Origin of the sequence: Bordetella genomosp. 5, from assembly GCF_002261315.1 — a bacterium.
Classification (GTDB): domain Bacteria; phylum Pseudomonadota; class Gammaproteobacteria; order Burkholderiales; family Burkholderiaceae_B; genus Bordetella.
In genome coordinates this window covers 32,065-47,501 of record NZ_NEVP01000004.1, presented here as the reverse complement: position 1 = coordinate 47,501, position 15,437 = coordinate 32,065, and the positions used below count along the sequence as shown (strand labels likewise).

General features: G+C 66.4%; 19 protein-coding genes. 7 read left to right on the top strand and 12 right to left on the bottom strand.

Annotation, left to right across the window (positions count from 1 at the left end):
* The first annotated feature begins 279 nt into the window (after positions 1-279).
* Positions 280-999, top strand: a complete 720-nt coding sequence (locus tag CAL25_RS05730; protein ID WP_094799001.1) for a response regulator transcription factor — start codon at positions 280-282, stop codon at positions 997-999.
* A 95-nt stretch (positions 1,000-1,094) separates the two neighbouring features.
* Here the strand turns inward: CAL25_RS05730 and hemN are convergent, their stop codons facing one another.
* Entirely contained in the window at positions 1,095-2,471 is a 1,377-nt protein-coding gene (gene hemN / locus CAL25_RS05725; RefSeq protein WP_249278989.1) for an oxygen-independent coproporphyrinogen III oxidase, read from the bottom strand.
* A 320-nt stretch (positions 2,472-2,791) separates the two neighbouring features.
* Here hemN and CAL25_RS05720 point away from each other — a divergent pair, with 320 nt between their 5' ends.
* Complete coding sequence (locus CAL25_RS05720; protein ID WP_094798999.1) at positions 2,792-3,058, top strand: hypothetical protein; 267 nt, start codon at positions 2,792-2,794, stop codon at positions 3,056-3,058.
* Positions 3,059-3,125: 67 nt separating this feature from the next.
* Here CAL25_RS05720 and CAL25_RS05715 read toward each other — a convergent pair whose 3' ends face one another.
* The 4 genes from CAL25_RS05715 to CAL25_RS05700 form a co-directional block, all read right to left on the bottom strand.
* Positions 3,126-3,578, bottom strand: a complete 453-nt coding sequence (locus CAL25_RS05715) for a DoxX family protein (RefSeq protein ID WP_094798998.1) — start codon at positions 3,576-3,578, stop codon at positions 3,126-3,128.
* A gap of 65 nt (positions 3,579-3,643) precedes the next feature.
* The gene (locus CAL25_RS05710; RefSeq protein WP_094798997.1) at positions 3,644-4,732 is read right to left on the bottom strand and encodes a TRAP transporter substrate-binding protein; all 1,089 of its coding nucleotides are present in this window, start codon (positions 4,730-4,732) and stop codon (positions 3,644-3,646) included.
* A gap of 9 nt (positions 4,733-4,741) precedes the next feature.
* Positions 4,742-5,758 (bottom strand): Bug family tripartite tricarboxylate transporter substrate binding protein, encoded by a 1,017-nt coding sequence (locus tag CAL25_RS05705; protein ID WP_094798996.1) that lies wholly within the window; start codon positions 5,756-5,758, stop codon positions 4,742-4,744.
* A 25-nt stretch (positions 5,759-5,783) separates the two neighbouring features.
* The gene (locus CAL25_RS05700; RefSeq protein WP_094798995.1) at positions 5,784-6,587 is read right to left on the bottom strand and encodes a maleate cis-trans isomerase family protein; all 804 of its coding nucleotides are present in this window, start codon (positions 6,585-6,587) and stop codon (positions 5,784-5,786) included.
* Between the two features lie 203 nt (positions 6,588-6,790).
* On the opposite strand from CAL25_RS05700, the gene CAL25_RS05695 reads away from it, so the two are divergent.
* Positions 6,791-7,510: a GntR family transcriptional regulator gene (locus CAL25_RS05695; protein WP_094798994.1), complete on the top strand. Its 720-nt coding sequence runs from the start codon at positions 6,791-6,793 to the stop codon at positions 7,508-7,510.
* 47 nt (positions 7,511-7,557) lie between these two features.
* Here the strand turns inward: CAL25_RS05695 and CAL25_RS05690 are convergent, their stop codons facing one another.
* From CAL25_RS05690 to CAL25_RS05680, 4 genes are all read right to left on the bottom strand, one after another.
* The gene (locus CAL25_RS05690) at positions 7,558-7,992 is read right to left on the bottom strand and encodes a M23 family metallopeptidase (protein ID WP_212590880.1); all 435 of its coding nucleotides are present in this window, start codon (positions 7,990-7,992) and stop codon (positions 7,558-7,560) included.
* Between the two features lie 189 nt (positions 7,993-8,181).
* On the bottom strand, positions 8,182-8,358 hold the full coding sequence (locus CAL25_RS24175) for a hypothetical protein (protein ID WP_170948398.1): 177 nt from the start codon (positions 8,356-8,358) through the stop codon (positions 8,182-8,184).
* Between the two features lie 108 nt (positions 8,359-8,466).
* Positions 8,467-9,258 (bottom strand): type I methionyl aminopeptidase, encoded by a 792-nt coding sequence (map, locus tag CAL25_RS05685; RefSeq protein WP_094798992.1) that lies wholly within the window; start codon positions 9,256-9,258, stop codon positions 8,467-8,469.
* A complete protein-coding gene (locus CAL25_RS05680; protein WP_094798991.1) occupies positions 9,258-9,491 on the bottom strand; it encodes a ParD-like family protein in 234 nt (77 codons plus the stop codon). Before CAL25_RS05680 ends, map begins: the two co-directional genes overlap by 1 nt.
* 342 nt (positions 9,492-9,833) lie before the next feature.
* On the opposite strand from CAL25_RS05680, the gene CAL25_RS05675 reads away from it, so the two are divergent.
* Positions 9,834-11,312, top strand: coding sequence for a SulP family inorganic anion transporter (locus CAL25_RS05675; RefSeq protein ID WP_094798990.1), 1,479 nt, complete (start codon positions 9,834-9,836; stop codon positions 11,310-11,312).
* 4 nt (positions 11,313-11,316) lie between these two features.
* On the opposite strand, the gene CAL25_RS05670 is transcribed toward CAL25_RS05675, so the two are convergent.
* Entirely contained in the window at positions 11,317-11,964 is a 648-nt protein-coding gene (locus CAL25_RS05670; RefSeq protein WP_094799443.1) for a DapH/DapD/GlmU-related protein, read from the bottom strand.
* 228 nt (positions 11,965-12,192) lie between these two features.
* Between CAL25_RS05670 and CAL25_RS05665 the strand changes: the two genes are divergently transcribed.
* Positions 12,193-12,408, top strand: a complete 216-nt coding sequence (locus tag CAL25_RS05665; RefSeq protein ID WP_094798989.1) for a hypothetical protein — start codon at positions 12,193-12,195, stop codon at positions 12,406-12,408.
* 162 nt (positions 12,409-12,570) lie between these two features.
* On the opposite strand, the gene CAL25_RS05660 is transcribed toward CAL25_RS05665, so the two are convergent.
* Both CAL25_RS05660 and CAL25_RS05655 read right to left on the bottom strand, forming a co-directional pair.
* A complete protein-coding gene (locus tag CAL25_RS05660; RefSeq protein WP_094798988.1) occupies positions 12,571-13,662 on the bottom strand; it encodes an L-dopachrome tautomerase-related protein in 1,092 nt (363 codons plus the stop codon).
* Positions 13,663-13,810: 148 nt separating this feature from the next.
* On the bottom strand, positions 13,811-14,191 hold the full coding sequence (locus tag CAL25_RS05655) for a YkvA family protein (RefSeq protein ID WP_094798987.1): 381 nt from the start codon (positions 14,189-14,191) through the stop codon (positions 13,811-13,813).
* A 175-nt stretch (positions 14,192-14,366) separates the two neighbouring features.
* Between CAL25_RS05655 and CAL25_RS05650 the strand changes: the two genes are divergently transcribed.
* Both CAL25_RS05650 and CAL25_RS05645 read left to right on the top strand, forming a co-directional pair.
* The gene (locus tag CAL25_RS05650) at positions 14,367-15,044 is read left to right on the top strand and encodes an SOS response-associated peptidase (protein ID WP_094798986.1); all 678 of its coding nucleotides are present in this window, start codon (positions 14,367-14,369) and stop codon (positions 15,042-15,044) included.
* Between the two features lie 44 nt (positions 15,045-15,088).
* Positions 15,089-15,382 carry a hypothetical protein gene (locus CAL25_RS05645; protein WP_094798985.1) on the top strand — a complete coding sequence of 98 codons (294 nt, stop codon included), beginning with the start codon at positions 15,089-15,091 and terminating at the stop codon, positions 15,380-15,382.
* Positions 15,383-15,437 lie beyond the last annotated feature (55 nt).

Sequence of the window (15,437 nt, the reverse complement as noted above, 5' to 3'; positions counted from 1 at the left end):
AGGCCGGCGAATCGCGCCAGCACGGACTTCACGACCGGAGTACCCGATACATCAAGAATTGTAGCACTTTTCGCACCAGTCCTCCGGGATTTCCCTGCCCGCGCGTAGCAGGCGCGGGACTTAGGAGCATTCGGCCCCTCTCTTCGTCCGATAGTTCTGTCAGACAAATCTGAAGCTCCCGCACAGGCGCGCCAAGGGCGTCGCCGCCCGGTAACGTCTGGCTCATGCACAGACAGGCCGCCCCGCCCGGGAGGCCGATCCATTACCAGAGGGTGTTTCATGTCCCAAGCAAGAATGCAAGACGATCCCCCCAACCGCCCTGCCCCTCCTTACGTCGTACGCCGGCACACCATGGGCCCACGCCCCAAGTTGCGGATCGCCGTTCTCGACGACCACCCCGCCACCGCGCTGGGCGTCGCCGCGTATCTGCGTCTGCAGCACGACATGGACGTGCGCTGGGCCGAGACCCGTGCCGACCAGCTCAGTGACTTCCTGCGTCAGAACGCCTGCGACGCGGCGATCGTCGACTTCTTCCTGCCCGGCCAGCCCGCCGACGGCGGCAACCTGATCCGCCGATTGAAGCGGCAGGATCCGTCCATGGCGGTGATCACCTGCTCGGCGGGCCGCCAGGCCGAAGTCGAGTTCGCGGCGTTTCAGGCCGGCGCCAATGCCTTTTTGCCCAAGCACGCGCCGGTCGAGCTTCTGCCCGAACTGATCCGGCGGATCTCGGTCGATCCGGTCACGTTCTGGAGCTGCAAGAGCGGAATGATCCAGGCGGCCCGGCCCTCGCATCCGGAAGAGCGGCTCACGCGCGCCGAGCTCGAGATCCTGCGTCAGATTGCGCAGGGCCTGTCCGTCACGCAGGTCGGCGCGCGGCTGTCGCGCAGCAAAAAAACCATCAGCACGCACAAGCGGCGCGCGATGAAAAAGCTTGGCCTGGCCGACGACCTCGCGCTGGCGTTATATCTGCGAGAAAAATTCCAGCGCGAAGTGATCTGAACCCTGCCGCGAACCGATGCTGCCCGGCCTTCAAGGGGGCAGTACCGGTTCACGCTGGCGAAGGCGCCGGTGGCCCGGTCGCCTCGCCGTTGGGGTCACGCGATGCGCGAATACCGGCCCGCCACGGCGTCGTCACGCAGACGGCGGTCGAACGTCATGGCGATCGCGCGCACGAAATACCAGCCCTGCGGCGTCACGCGCACGCGCGACCCGTCGAGCGAGCACAACTCGAGCGCTTCGAGTTCGCGCAGGCGGGCGAGCTCGGTCGGATATTGCTCGGCCACGCGGTCCGTGTCGCTGCGGCGACAGGCACTTCCGCAGGTACCGCCGCAATGCGAGACATGATCGGCCAGATCGACCTCGCCACGGCACATGAGCGCCATGATGATGTCGCGCCGGACCAGGTCGTCGGGCGTGCACTGCAGCCCTCGTTCGGTGGCGAACCGGCCTGCCTCGATCCGTTCGTAGTAGGCATCCAGCGTCTTGACGTTCTGGGCGTAGACCGAGCCCACGCGGCCGATGGATGAAACCCCCAGCGCCACGAGGTCGCAGTCGGGCTGGGTGCTGTAGCCCTGGAAGTTGCGCTGCAACTGGCCCGAGGCACGCGCGCGCGCCAGGCTGTCTTCGGGCAGGGCGAAGTGGTCCATGCCGATATATACGTAGCCGAGCTCCAGAAAGCCGGCGATGGCGCTGCCCAGCAGGCCGACCCGGGTCGCGGGATCGGGCAGGTCGGAATCGAGAATGCGCCGCTGTGGCTTGAAGCGCTCGGGCAGATGCGCGTAGGCATACAGCGCGATCCGGTCGGGCCGCAACGCCCCCACCAGGGCGATGGTGCGAGCGAACGACGCGGCGCTCTGTAGTGGCAGGCCGTAGATCAGATCCATATTGATCGACGCGAAACCCAGCTCGCGCGCGCTGCGCATCAGCGCCTCGACCTGCTCGAACGGCTGGACCCGGTGGATGGCGCGCTGCACGGCCTCGTCGAAATCCTGCACGCCCAGGCTCAGGCGATTGAAGCCCAGCCGGGCAAGATGAGCGAGACGTTCGGCGCTGACCGTGCGCGGGTCGACCTCGATGGAAATCTCGGCATCGGGCTGAAACGCGAAGCGCGCCCGGAGCACCTGCATGAGGCGGTCTAGCTCGTCGTCCGACAGAAAGGTGGGCGTGCCGCCGCCGAAATGCAGTTGCGAGACCGGCTCGCCCTCGCCGAGCACCGCGGTATGCAGCGCGATCTCGCGTTCGAGCGCCGCCAGGTATCGGCTCGCTCGGTCGTGGTGACGCGTGACGATCTTGTTGCAGGCACAGTAGTAACAGACCGACTCGCAAAACGGGATGTGTATGTAGAGCGAGAGCGGCTGGCCCGGGGTACGCGCCCGCACCTGCAGCGCGGCCTGGTAGTCGTCGGGGCCGAACGCGGGGGTATAGCGATCCGCGGTGGGATACGACGTGTAGCGCGGCCCGTTCTTGGACATCCGCGCGAGCAATTCCGGAGAGAAGGCCGGCGCCGGGATGGCAGCCTGATCTAGGCCCGGGCGATCTTGCTGGGCAAGGTTCTGATCTCGCTGCGCCTGCGGCTCGGGCGGCATGGCCGAGCGGGTCACGGGAGCAATGGACAGGGGAACGAGTGGCGTGTGTGCGTGGGTCATGGCGGCAGATGCCGCCACGCGAAGGGTCGAGGTCGGCATGCAACGATTATCGGTGGCGACTGACCCGCCGGTTTTGATCTGGCGCAATGCCACGGCTCGCGGCCGCGGCGAAACCGTAAAATGGGGTTTTGAAACGGAAGCTTGCGATGAACGACGAACTCGACGGCCGCCTGCTGGCCTTGCGGCAAACCCTTGCGGTCGCCATCGCGCTGGCCACCCGCGGCCATGAGCAGGCCACCACCATGGCGCTGGAGCTGATCGAAGACCTGCGCACGCATGTCGACGACACCCCGCCCGACGGCCCCTTCGAAATCCCGGCCTGGGCCAGCGCTGCCCGCGAAGAGTTCGACCACATCGCCCACATGGTCCGCGCGTTCAGCCGGATGCCTCCCGCCTCCGACGACGGCGCATAACGACGGCGGCCGCCCACCTACGCGTGCGGCCGCCCCCACCCTGCCCGGAGCCCGGGCCGGACACGCCTCAGGCCATGCCCCCCTCATGCACGCCGCCCGGCACACGCCGGGTGCCTTCGGGCCACAGGGCGTTCTGCAGCGCCCAGCGCCCCGGGCCGAGCAGCGCCTGAGCGGCGAGCAGGACCGCCCACACCACCGGCAACTCCGAGCCGGCATTGGTGAAGAAGAAGCCTTTGCGCACCGCCCAGAAGTGCGCGGCGCCGATCATGAAAGGCAAGGCGTAGAGGCTGAAGAGCCGGGTGCCGATACCGGCCGTGATCAGAATCGCGCCCGCGAACTCCGCGGTCAGGCTATACCAGGCGACCGGCGGGCCATAGCCGTTGTTGTGCAGCAACTGGATCCATTGCGAGACGCCGCCGGGCAACAGGAAGAACTTCCAATAGAGATGCGCGATGAAGAGACCACCGATGGTCAGGCGCAGCAGCAGAATGCCCCAGGGGGCCAACGATAAGCGACGCATAAGAACCTCGCTGAATGGGGTGTGGGCCGGGGGCCGGGAAGCCCGCCGGCGCTTGGTGTGGCCGATCAGCGCACGTTGAAAACCGCCATGTCGGCTTGGAGGCTGTAGGGCGCGACGCGGGCCTTGTAGGCTTTCCAGCTCTCGATCACGCGGCGAGCCTCCGGATCGGCCTGAGCGGACGCGTCGAGCTCGGTCTGCGTGGCCTCGCGCAGCGCCTTCAGCACGGACGCCGGGAAGGCCTTCACGCGGATCCCGGCCGCCTCCAGCTGGCCCAGGGCCACCGCGTTGCGGTCATTGGCACGTGCCGCCGAGCGCAGTGCCGCCGCCTGCGCCGCCTGCCGCACGATTACCTGCAGGTCGGGCGGCAGCGCCAGAAACCTGGCGCGATCGATGAAGACGTGCATGGCGACGTCCGGCTCATGCCACGGCGCGATGTAGTGCGGCGCATATTGCTTGAGCGGCAGCGTCGCATCGATGGCCGGGCCCACGACGTCCGCCGCGTCGATCTGGCCCGCGGCGAAGGCCGGAATGATCTGGCCCAGCGGGAGGTTGACGGGCACGGCGCCCACACGGGCGAGAACGCGCCCCGGGAAGCCCGACACACGGACTCGCACCCCCTTGAGGTCTTGCGGCGAACGAATGGCCTTGGCAAACCAGCCGCCCATCTGGATGCCCGTGTGCCCCGCCGTCAAAGGCAGGATGCCGCGCGGTGCCAGAATGGATTCGAACAAGGCCTGGCCCCCGCCCTCGTGCAGCCACCCTTCCTGCTCGAGCGGCGTGAGCCCGAACGGGACGGCGGTGAAGAAGTCGATCGCGGGCACCTGCGCCGCGTAGTACTGCGCCGTGGTGTGCGCCAGATCGAATTCGCCCGCTTGCACGGCCTGAAGCAGGCCCGCGGGTTTGCCATGTTTGGCCGGATCAATCAGCTCGATACGCAGCCGGTTGCCCGATGCCGCCGCGACGGTCTGGGCGAAGTCGGCCGCCGTCTCGTGCAGCAGCGGCAGGGCGACGGGCCAGGAGGTCGCCATGCGCCACAAGATCGGCGCGGGCGCCTCGGGCGCCTGCGCGCGGGCGACACCCATGCCCAGGAAGAGCGCCCCCGCCAACAGGCCGTGCAGCAGCCGCGACAGGTTTGGAAGATGCTGGATAGTCATGGAAGTTCCTCAGCGGGCGCGCAGGCCCTTGTCGATGGCGAGCGCCTTCCAGCGCGCGATTTCACTGTCGAGATAGCGCTGGGCGGCTTCCGGCGTGCCACCCGCGGTTTCGACGCCCAGCCCGAGCAGCTTGGTCGCCACCTCCGGCGTGCGAATGGTTTCGTTGACGGCCTTCGCGAGGGTCGCGGTGATATCGGGCGGCAGCGCCGCCGGTCCCATCAGCATGTACCAGGCGCCGATCTCGTAGTCGGGCACGCCGGCTTCGATGACGGTGGGCACATCGGGCAGGCCGGCGACGCGCTCGCGCGTCGTGACGGCAAGCGCCCTGAGCGTGCCGGCGCGAATGTGCTGCTGCACCGTGGGCACCGTGTCGAAGTTCACGTCGACCAGGCCAGCCATCAGGTCGGCCAGGGCCGCACCACTGCCCTTGTAGGGCACATGAACCATGCGGGTCCCGGTTGCCTGCTGGAACAGCTCGGCGGCAAAGTGCTGCTGCGTGCCCAGACCGGACGAGGCATAGTTGAGTTGGCCCGGCCGGCTTTTGGCGAGCGCGATGAATTCGGCGAGCGTGCGTGCCGGAGAGCGCGCGGGCACCACCACGACCTGAGGAACGCTGCCGATCAGGGTGATGGCGCGGAAATCCTTGTCGGGCGCGTAACTGACGTCGGGGTTGACGGCGGGCAACATGGCGTTGGAGCTCACGTGCCCCAACAGCAGCGTGTAGCCGTCGGGCTTGGCCTTGGCCACGGCGCCGGCAGCGATCGCGCCGCTAGCCCCCGCACGGTTCTCGACCACGACCGGCTGCTTGAGCAGCTCTGCCATACGGCCCACGATCTGCCGCGCGATGAGATCCGTGCCACCGCCCGGCGCGAAGCCCACCAGGATGGTGATCGCACGGGACGGATATGACGTCGTGGCGGCCACCGTCGTGGCGGCCACCGTTGTGGCGGCCACGGCTGTGGCGACGGGCGCGAGTGCGAAGGCCAGCGCGAGCGCACCGACGATCCTGCGTCGTTGAGTATTCATGGTTGTCTCCTCCCTGACGCTCGGGTCAGTGGAATTCCATCAGGCTGCCGAAGCCGGGCATTTGGTCCTTGATCCCCATCTTGCGCAGCGCCGACCAATAGATCACCGGCCCGGAGGCGAAGACGGGCTTGCGCAACCACTTCTCGGCGTCGTTGGCGACGCGGGCATAGGCCAGATTGGTGCCCAGCTGAAGAATCGCGTCGGGCCGCGCGGCCTCGCAACGCAGGGTGGCATCAGCCAGCTGCTCATAGGTCTGCGAAGCGACGTGAATGATGCTTTCGCACTTGAGGCCCTCGACATGCACGACCTCGAAGCCACGCGCCGTGAAATAGCTGATGGCGTTCTGTTCGATGACGGGGTAGTACGGCGTGAGCAGCGCTATCTTCTTCGCGCCGCACAGCTTGAGGGCCTGCTCGGCGGACTGCGCCCCCATGGTGACCGCCACCCCGGAGAGCTTCTCGAGGTGTTCGAGCAAGGCGAAGCTGCCCTTCTCGCCCCCCATGTAACTCTGCGACGACATGCCCAGCGTGAGATGATCGATCAGCGCCTCCTTGAGACGCCGGACGGAGTCGTCGAGGTTGGCGGCGACGTTGCGCATGATGATCGACCAGTCTTCGTTCTGATTGATCTTCTGGTTCGGCACGTAGTAGCGATCGACCGCGTTGATCACGCCGCGCGGCCGCATGTCCATCATCTCGTTTTCGACGTTGACGTTGGGCCCGGGCGTCATGATGCCGATCACGCCGCGCGGCCCGAGCGCGTTGGTGTAGTGCCGGTGATCGTGCGTCGACCCTGGGATCTCCAGGATGCCTTGTTGGATTGCATTCATAATGGTCCTCAGTTGGTGAAAGGGCCCGAAATAACGGGCAAAAAGAGTGAAAAATGCATGCGTTCACTCTACGAATTCACCACCGAGGCAAACAATCGAAAGGCCAACAAAGTCGCCGCTTCAACGCGTAGAACAAGTTCGAAACTCGCGTCTTAAACCGTTTATGCATTCAGTCTTGCGCTCACCGTCGGCATACTCGCCGCATGCACAAGGCATACGTCCACACTGCCCTGCTCGCACAGCTGCGTGAGGTGTTCGTGCAAGGGGAAATCGCGCCAGGCACCAAAGTGCCAGAGGCCGCGCTTTGCGCGCGGTTTGGCGTATCGCGCACGCCGCTGCGTGAATCGCTGAAGGTGCTGGCGGCGGAAGGCCATGTCGAGCTTCTGCCCAATCGCGGCGCCAGGGTCGCGGTCGTGACGCCGGACGATGTCGAGGGGCTGTTCGCCGTGGCGGGCGCGCTGGAAGCACTCGCCGGCGAGCAGGCGGCAGCGCGCATCACCACGGCCGAGTACGAACAGATCGCAGCGCAGCACGCGGCGATGCGGCGCGCTTTCGATGTCCGGGACAGCGTCCGGTACTACGAGGCCAATCGAAGCATTCACGAAGCGCTGATCCACGCCACGCGCAATCCCGTGCTGGTGGCGCAATACGGCATGGTCAACGCCCGCATCCGGCGCATTCGCTTCTCATCCCCCATGACCGAAGACATCTGGCAACGGGCGATGGCGGAACACGAGGGGATGCTCAACGCGCTGGCCCGCCGCGACGCCGCCTCGCTTTCCGGCATTCTCAAGACGCATCTGAAGCACAAGTGCGAAGCCATTCTCGCGGCGCTGAGAGCGCAGGCCGACGTGCCGCCCCCGCGACGCCGCAACAGGCGCCGCAAGGACGCCGCGCTGCCCGACGCGCGCGGGGCGAGCTGATTTCCGTCAGGGGTGAGAGCGTTCCGGGGTGGCGCCGGCAAGCCGCGTCAGCGCGCGCCGGCCTTCAGCAAGGGATAGGGGTTCATGGCGCCGCCCTTGCCATAGATGCCGTAATGCAGATGGGGTGGCGTGCCGCGGGCGTTGCCCGTGTTGCCGACGAAGCCCAGCACATCACCGGTCTGCACCAGCTGGCCATGACTGATGTCGGCGTAGTCGTCGAGGTGGGCGTAGTAATGCCGCTGGCCGCCCGGCCCCAACACCCAGACCACCTGTCCGCCCAGATTATTGGTGCCGATCCGGCTCACGATGCCTTCGGTGGCCGACAGCACCGGGGTGCCGCGGGGAGCGAATATGTCGATGCCCTCGTGCCGGCGGCCGCCGGAGCGCGCCGCGCCCCAGGTATCGGCGAGGCGGGCGGGCGTCACACCCTGCACCGGCACGGCCACGGCCGTGGGCGCGTCCTGCCATGACAGACGCAGCATGTGCCAGGGCGCCCGCGCCGCATCCGGCAGACGCGGCCAGGCCCAGACGGCGCCCGCGACGATGAGGCTCCAGACGCCGATTCGCAATACCGCACGTCGCAGGGATCCTGCCAGGGTGATGTTGTCCATCAAGGTTGGAGGGGCAGAACGCGCGAGGGTTCCGCGGACCGGATGGGACGGCGCACGACCTCAGAAATCGTCGTCTTCGTCGTACATGCCGCGGTAGAGGCGGTTGAGCACCGCCGTGAGCACGGCCACCATGATGACGAGCAGCACCACCAGCGACCAGGCCGCGCCCATGGCCCGCAAGCCGCCCACGAACAGGGCGAGCGTCACGCAGATACCGAAAATCGGGCGCAGTCTCATCGGGCAAGGATACGTGAAACGCCGGCGCGCGGGCGGCCGGCACCTGAAAGGCGGGTGCGGCCGGCTAGGTGCGGCCGGCGAGGTGCGGCCGGCCGCGCGCTCACCGCTTCAGATCGGGGCGTAGTCGCCGAAGCCGTCGGGCCAGCCGGTGAGGACTTCGTAGCCCTCGGGCGTGACCAGCACCATGTGCTCCCATTGCGCGGACAGCGAGCGGTCTTTGGTCACGACGGTCCAACCGTCGGCCAGTTGGCGCGTCTCACGGCGGCCCGCGTTGATCATGGGCTCGATCGTGAACAGCATGCCGGCCTCGAGACGCAGCCCGGCGCCGGGGCGGCCGTAATGCAGCACCTGCGGGTCGCCGTGATAGATCTGGCCGATGCCATGGCCGCAGTACTCGCGCACCACGCTGTAGCCCGCGTTCTCGGCGACGTTCTGGATCGCGCTGCCGATATCGCCGAGCGTGGCGCCCGGCTTGACCGCGCGGATGCCGGCGCACATGGCGTCATAAGTGGTGCGCACCAGGCGGCGCGCAAGCGTGCTGGGCTCGCCCACGAAGTACATGCGGCTGCAGTCGCCGTACCAGCCGTCCTTGATGACCGCGACGTCGAGATTGATGATGTCGCCGCGCATGAGCACCTTGTCGGAAGGTATCCCGTGGCAGATCACGTGATTCACCGAGGCGCAGACCGTCTTGGGAAAGCCGTGATAGCCGACATTGGCGGGGGTCGCCTTCTGGTGCTGCACGATGTAATCGTGGCAAATGCGATCCAGCTCGTCAGTGGTGACGCCCGGGCGCACGTGCTCGGCGATCATGGCGAGCACGTCGGCGGCCAGCTTGGCGGCGACGCGCGCCTGATCGGCCTCAGCCGCGGTGAGGAGAGGAATATGCTTGGGCGCCATCACGACACCTTGGCGAGCATGGGTTGTGTCGTGTCGATGCCGATGGCATCTTGCGGCAGCCGGCCCTTGAGCAGCAGCTTGCAGATCTCGCCATAGCTCAGATGCGGATTGAGCTCGGCGAGCATGCCGACGCGCAACCAGTGCTCGGCCTGACCATTGACGGACCGCGACAGCGCGTCGCTCGCGTCGCGCAAGGCGCTGTGCATTTCTTCGGAAACTTTGACGATGCCCATGATGCAATATACGTTTTATAACGAAACGTATATTAGCACGCATCCCCGCCGGCGAGACTGCAAGCGGGCCGTCAAGTCGATGGCGTAGAATCCGCCCTGCCCCATTCAAGCCACCAGCCGCGACCCATGTAAGCGTTCGATCCGACCTCCCTGCCCGCTCCCGGGCACCCCTTCTTCCGAGGTCGGCCGACGCCACGGCGCGCAGTGCATTGCTGCGCGTCTTTCCAGGGTGCATTCCCCTCCCCTGTCACGCCGCCGCCCCCAGGCCGGCGAGCGCGAGCGTCTTTCCGGCTTCGTACGTATCCCCGCGGCGGTCCGCCGCGATGACTTCATTCACGTCACATGATTCATTCTTCCTTGCGCCAACAGTGGTTTCCCAACGTGCGCGCCGATCTGCTTGCCGGACTCGTCGTGGCGCTCGCGCTCATTCCTGAAGCGCTGGCGTTCTCGCTCATTGCCGGCGTGGACCCGCAGGTCGGCCTTTATGCCGCCTTCAGCATCGCCGTCGTGACGGCCATCGCCGGCGGCCGCCCCGGCATGATTTCCGCCGCGACCGGCGCGGTCGCCCTGCTGATCACCACGCTGGTGAAGGATCACGGCGTGCAGTATGTCTTCGCCGCCGCCATCCTGGCCGGCGTGCTGCAGGTCGCCGCGGGCCTGCTGCGCCTGGGCAATCTGATGCGCTTCGTGTCGCGCTCGGTGATCACGGGCTTCGTCAACGCGCTCGCCATCCTGATCTTTCTGGCGCAGATGCCCGAACTCATCGGCGCGCCCCCGGCGGTGTACGTCATGGTGGCCGCCGGCCTGGCCATCATCTATCTGCTGCCGCGTATCACGCGCGCCGTGCCTTCGCCGCTGGTGTGCATCGTGGTGTTGACCGCGATCTCGATGGCCATGGGCTTGAGCGTGCGCACGGTCGGCGACATGGGCGCCTTCCCGGAGTCATTGCCCACACTCGCCTTGCCGGGCGTCCCGCTGACGTGGGAAACGTTGCAGATCATCCTGCCCTACGCGATCGCGATCGCCGTCGTGGGCCTGCTGGAATCGCTGATGACCGCATCCATCATCGATGACTACACCGATACCGCGAGCGACAAGAATCGCGAGTGCCGCGGCCAGGGGCTGGCCAACATGGTGGCGGGCCTGGTTGGTGGCATGCCCGGCTGCGCGATGATCGGGCAGTCCGTCATCAACGTGAAGTCGGGTGGCCGCGGACGTCTGTCGAGCCTCGTCGCCGGCCTGTTCCTCATCGTGTTCGTGGTGTTCCTCGGCCCCTGGGTCAAGCAGATTCCGATGGCGGCGCTGGTGGCCGTGATGATCATGGTGTCGATCAGCACCTTCAACTGGCGCTCGATGGCACAGCTGGTCACGCATCCGCGCAGCTCTTCGTTCGTGATGCTCACCACGGTCGTGGTGGTCGTGGTCACGCACAACCTGGCGTGGGGCGTCCTGGCGGGTGTGGTGCTGAGCGCGGTGTTCTTCGCCAGCAAGGTGCAGCGCGTGTTGAACGTGGACAGCGTCCGGGACGAAGCCCAGAGCACGCGCCGCTACCAGGTTCGCGGCCAGGTATTCTTCGCGTCGTCGGAAGCCCTGCTGGCGGAATTCGATTTCAAGGAGCCGGTGCAGCGCGTCGAGCTCGACCTGACGCAAGCCCACTTCTGGGACATCACGGCCATCGAAGCGCTCGACCGCATCGTGGAAAAATTCCGGCGTAACGGGATCGAGCCCGTGGTGCTGGGGCTGAACGAGGCCAGCGCCACGCTGGTGCAAAAGTACGGCCGGCACGACAAGCAGGTCGCCGCCGATCCTCTTTCGCACTAGCGCACTAGCGCACGAGCGCGGCCGTATCCCAGCGGTCGCAGAACGCCATGACGTCGCCCTGCTGGAACTCGGCCAGACGCGCCTGCAACAGCGCGTCGGGCCAGTCCCACCAGGCGATGGCCTGCAGGCGCAGGGCCGTCGCGCGATCGAAGCGCTCGCGGATCATCCGGGCCGGGATGCCGCCCACTACGGTGTATGGCGCGACGTCGCGGCTCACCACCGCGCCCGCCGCCAGGACCGCGCCGTCCCCCACCGTCACGCCCGGCAGCACGATCGCCCCATGGCCGATCCAGACGTCGTTGCCGATCACGACGAGATCCGAACGCCGCTGCTCGAAGAACTCACCGTCGCGCTGCGCGTCGTCGAAGTAGTACTCGGGGCAATAGGTGAACCGATGCTGCGACGGCCGCTCCATCGGATGATTTGGCGCGCCGATACGAACCTGCGCGGCGATGGCGCAGAATTTTCCGATACGGGCGTCGGCCACCATGCAGCGCTCGCCGATATACGAGTAGTCACCCAGCGCGGTGTACTCGACCGCGGTGTCGTGCAGAATCTCGCAGCGCCGCCCGACCTGGCATTCGCGCAGGCGGGCCAGCGGACTGATGCGGGTTTCATCGATCTTGGGAAGGCATTGAGCGGACTCGGACATCGTGCGCACCACAGGGTCGGGAAGACGCCGGCCTTGCCGGCGCGGCGCTCGGAATGAGGCACCGCGCCGAAGCTTAGACACGCTACATGACCGCCTGATTGCAGATGTATATGTCTAGACGATAGATGCGATCCGGCGGGCCGCTCGGGCAGTATTGCGTCGCGGGTTGGTGCGTCGGGCCTCGCACTTGCTATAACGGGGCATGCACCTTTGATGGGATCAGAACCAATGTCGATTCAAGCGCTTGGCCGTTGGGCCTCCGCAATATGTCTAGTCGTGGTGGTATCCGGCTGCTCCGGCACGTCGAACCGCCTGCTCAGCGAATGCACCTGGAATCGCAGCAGTTGCATGCATGAGGGCAGTTATGAGCCCGGCGAAGAAGCCTATGCCGAGGAAGAGGCGCGGCGGCTCAACAAGCAGCAGACGCGGCGGATCGGCCGCTAGGCCGGGGCTTGGGCCTGGATCGGGCCTGGGCTTCGGGCTGGGCTTGGGGCTGGGCTTGGGCTTGGGCTTGGATCGGGCTCGGGCTGGGGCCTAAGCTTGGCCGCGAGGCGGCGCGTGGCCGCTGCATCGGCGGGCTCGAATCCATCCGGCCCGCCGCACCACTTACTTCTTTGCCGGTGCCGCGCGCACGCGCATGATCAGATAGGGCGGCTTGCCGGCGTCCGGCTGGCCGGTAAAGGGCTGCGTGCGATAGAGCTGATTTACCGAGATATAAATCCAGTTATCGGCCCCGAAGTGGACACTGTCCGGCCAGTCCAAGCGCGCGTCGCGCACGTAAGGTTCGAGCTGACCCTGCGGCGTCAGGCGATCGATACCCTTGTCATTGACGTTGGTGAAGTAGTGATTGCCGGCCGCGTCGGTGGCCGCGCCATCCGACACGGGCTTGGCGCCCACCCGGGCGATGGCCTGGCCGATCGCGGCGTCGTTCGCGCCCTCGCGGAAGAGCTTGGCGGGCACCGAATACCACGCCAGACCATTCATGGCACCGAAGTAGAGCGTCTCGCCATCGGCTGACAAGGTCAGCGGATTGACGGCGACACTGGCGGGCTTGCCGCCAAAGTTGATGTCCTGGTCATTGATGCGCATCACCGCCTTCGGATCGGCCTGGAGCGACCCATGCCCGCCGAACCGGCGACTCTTGCCGGTGGCGATCTCCACGGCGACGAGGCCGGGATTGGCGATGTCGGCCAGATAGACCCAGCCGTTCTTGTCGTCCACGACCAGATCCTGCAGAAAGCTGCCCTTCGGCGCGATGGCCTCGTCGAGGACGATACGGTGCAGTTGCTTGCCCGTCTTGGCGTCGAACGCCCAGATGCGCGTCTTGCCCACGTTGAAACCCATATCCGTGATCCAGACGGCGCCGCGACGATCGGCGTAAATGCCCAGCGGCGAGTCGATCTTGTCATCGCCGAAGGTCTTGCCATCATTCTGCAGGGCCGCGCTCGGCCAAGGCTTGTAGCCCGTGCGAGACGTGATCTCGATGAGCTGCACGCCACGGGGGCCGTCGAAGGGATGCACGGTGGCAAACACGCGATTGCCATCGGCGGCGGCGGCATTGCCGGGCCGGATGGGAAGCTCGGCCAGCACCTCGAGCGCCGGGCCCGACGCAGCGTGTGCAGACCCCACGATAAGCGCCGCGGTCGCGGTCAGCACAACGCGCTGCAGCCGAGCCGAATAGGAAGAGATAAGGTTCATGAAGCCGGTCCTTTTGAAGTGGCATGAAGTGACGCCATCTTGCAGCGGACCCGCGCAAAAATTGAGCACCCCGGCCGGGAAACAGATTCAAAGCCCGGACGAAAATCGAGGCGAGACAGCCGACAGTGGGCGGGGTGGCCCCCCTGTTTCAGCGCCCGTACCGCGCCCAGAGCCAGTCCGCGAACCACCAGCCGGCCAATAACCACAGCAACAGAATCGCGATCGCGGCGACCAGGCTGCGTGGCCGTCGTGTGCGCGCCGCCGCGCGCTCGCGCAGATCGGCCAGCAAGGCGGGGGGTATCAGACGTATCGCGAACCAGATGCCGAGCGGCACCAGCAACAGATCGTCGATGAGCCCCAGCACCGGAATGAAGTCGGGGATCAAATCAATGGGCGATAACGCATACCCGGCCACGATCAGGGCCATCACTTTGGCGAACCACGGCGTGCGAGGATCCCGGGAGGCGAGCCAGAGCGCCACGACGTCTCGTTTGAGCTCGCGCGCCCATTGGCGAATTCGTTTCCACATGCCGACGCGTCCTGAGATGGATGGGCCGGCCCGGCGCCGTGCCCTGCCGAGCCCCATTCGGATCATGCATCAAAGGCCGGTTGTCTCCAAGACACCGGCGCCATGCGAGAGGCGGTGTTTGCTTTCCGCTCGATCGGACGTAGCATCGGGAACATGCTCACGCCGGAGACGCCGTATGTGCAGCCATTACCAAGCCGTCAAGCATGCGGAGCAACTGCGCAAGTATTTCGACGCACATCGCCCGCCGGTCGAATGGCCAAGGGACATGTGGCCTCGCTATTCAGGAGTTTTTATCCGGCGCCCGGACGAGTGGTCTTCAGGCGACGAGGCCGTGCCGGCGCGTGAGGCGGTCATGGGACGCTGGGGCCTGATCCCGGCGGCTGTCAGAGCCGACAAACTGGACAACGCGGCAAAGCTGTCGACCTTCAACGCCCGCGGCGAGACGGCCGCGACCTCGTTCACCTTCGGCAATGCGTGGCGGCGTGGTCAACATTGCATCGTGCCGGCGGACGCGATCTACGAGCCGGACTGGCGCAGCGGCAAGGCGGTGCCCACCGGCATGACGCGCGCCGACGGCCATCCGCTGGGCATCGCCGGGCTCTGGGACCGCTACCGTAATGCCGCCGGCGAGTGGGTGGAGAGCTACACGATGCTCACGATCGACGCGAGCGATCACCCGCTGTTTCGCGAATATCACAGGCCTGGCAAGGAAAAACGCATGGTGGTGATCCTGCCCGAAGGCGCTTACGGCGACTGGCTCGCGGCCGGGCCGCAGAACGCGCGCGACTTCCTGGTCGGCTACCCCGCGGACCGCCTGGTCGCGACTCCGGCCCTAAAAAATGAACGCGAATAGATGGATGGACCAAGATATACTGTACATAAATACAGTATTTCACCATGCCATTTCGCCACCCACTTTCCCTCGACGAACTGCGCGCCATCCGTGAGCGGCAGGTCTGGAACTCAGACGTCATGACCTTGCTCTGGGAGGTCAAGCGCCTGCGTTCGCTGGTGCTTTCCACGTATCAACTCTGGCCGGAGTTCCGCCGCCCGAGCGGCGTGCTCGCACCCAACTACGACGCGCTCGCCCAGAAGCTGCTGGCCGAGCCGTGCATCATCGAACGCGATCGTCTCGCCGCCGAACTCCTGGACGTGCCCTTCAAGCCCAGGAAAGGAATGGCGCCGCGTTAAGGTGCCGACGTCGTTGCGCGGGTACGTGGCACCGAATCGCAGGCAGGCCACAGGC

What these genes read in the sequence shown, in the direction of transcription:
- hemN (WP_249278989.1), bottom strand. Translation starts at nt 2,471, where the DNA reads ATGTCCAAGAACGGGCCGCGCTACACGTCGTATCCCACCGCGGATCGC.
- CAL25_RS05645 (WP_094798985.1), top strand. Translation starts at nt 15,089, where the DNA reads ATGCCATTTCGCCACCCACTTTCCCTCGACGAACTGCGCGCCATCCGT.
- CAL25_RS05670 (WP_094799443.1), bottom strand. Translation starts at nt 11,964, where the DNA reads ATGTCCGAGTCCGCTCAATGCCTTCCCAAGATCGATGAAACCCGCATC.
- CAL25_RS05690 (WP_212590880.1), bottom strand. Translation starts at nt 7,992, where the DNA reads ATGCTGCGTCTGTCATGGCAGGACGCGCCCACGGCCGTGGCCGTGCCG.
- CAL25_RS05730 (WP_094799001.1), top strand. Translation starts at nt 280, where the DNA reads ATGTCCCAAGCAAGAATGCAAGACGATCCCCCCAACCGCCCTGCCCCT.
- CAL25_RS05665 (WP_094798989.1), top strand. Translation starts at nt 12,193, where the DNA reads ATGTCGATTCAAGCGCTTGGCCGTTGGGCCTCCGCAATATGTCTAGTC.
- CAL25_RS05715 (WP_094798998.1), bottom strand. Translation starts at nt 3,578, where the DNA reads ATGCGTCGCTTATCGTTGGCCCCCTGGGGCATTCTGCTGCTGCGCCTG.
- CAL25_RS05675 (WP_094798990.1), top strand. Translation starts at nt 9,834, where the DNA reads ATGATTCATTCTTCCTTGCGCCAACAGTGGTTTCCCAACGTGCGCGCC.
- map (WP_094798992.1), bottom strand. Translation starts at nt 9,258, where the DNA reads ATGGCGCCCAAGCATATTCCTCTCCTCACCGCGGCTGAGGCCGATCAG.
- CAL25_RS05660 (WP_094798988.1), bottom strand. Translation starts at nt 13,662, where the DNA reads ATGAACCTTATCTCTTCCTATTCGGCTCGGCTGCAGCGCGTTGTGCTG.
- CAL25_RS05655 (WP_094798987.1), bottom strand. Translation starts at nt 14,191, where the DNA reads ATGTGGAAACGAATTCGCCAATGGGCGCGCGAGCTCAAACGAGACGTC.
- CAL25_RS05705 (WP_094798996.1), bottom strand. Translation starts at nt 5,758, where the DNA reads ATGAATACTCAACGACGCAGGATCGTCGGTGCGCTCGCGCTGGCCTTC.
- CAL25_RS05650 (WP_094798986.1), top strand. Translation starts at nt 14,367, where the DNA reads ATGTGCAGCCATTACCAAGCCGTCAAGCATGCGGAGCAACTGCGCAAG.
- CAL25_RS05700 (WP_094798995.1), bottom strand. Translation starts at nt 6,587, where the DNA reads ATGAATGCAATCCAACAAGGCATCCTGGAGATCCCAGGGTCGACGCAC.
- CAL25_RS24175 (WP_170948398.1), bottom strand. Translation starts at nt 8,358, where the DNA reads ATGAGACTGCGCCCGATTTTCGGTATCTGCGTGACGCTCGCCCTGTTC.
- CAL25_RS05720 (WP_094798999.1), top strand. Translation starts at nt 2,792, where the DNA reads ATGAACGACGAACTCGACGGCCGCCTGCTGGCCTTGCGGCAAACCCTT.
- CAL25_RS05680 (WP_094798991.1), bottom strand. Translation starts at nt 9,491, where the DNA reads ATGGGCATCGTCAAAGTTTCCGAAGAAATGCACAGCGCCTTGCGCGAC.
- CAL25_RS05695 (WP_094798994.1), top strand. Translation starts at nt 6,791, where the DNA reads ATGCACAAGGCATACGTCCACACTGCCCTGCTCGCACAGCTGCGTGAG.
- CAL25_RS05710 (WP_094798997.1), bottom strand. Translation starts at nt 4,732, where the DNA reads ATGACTATCCAGCATCTTCCAAACCTGTCGCGGCTGCTGCACGGCCTG.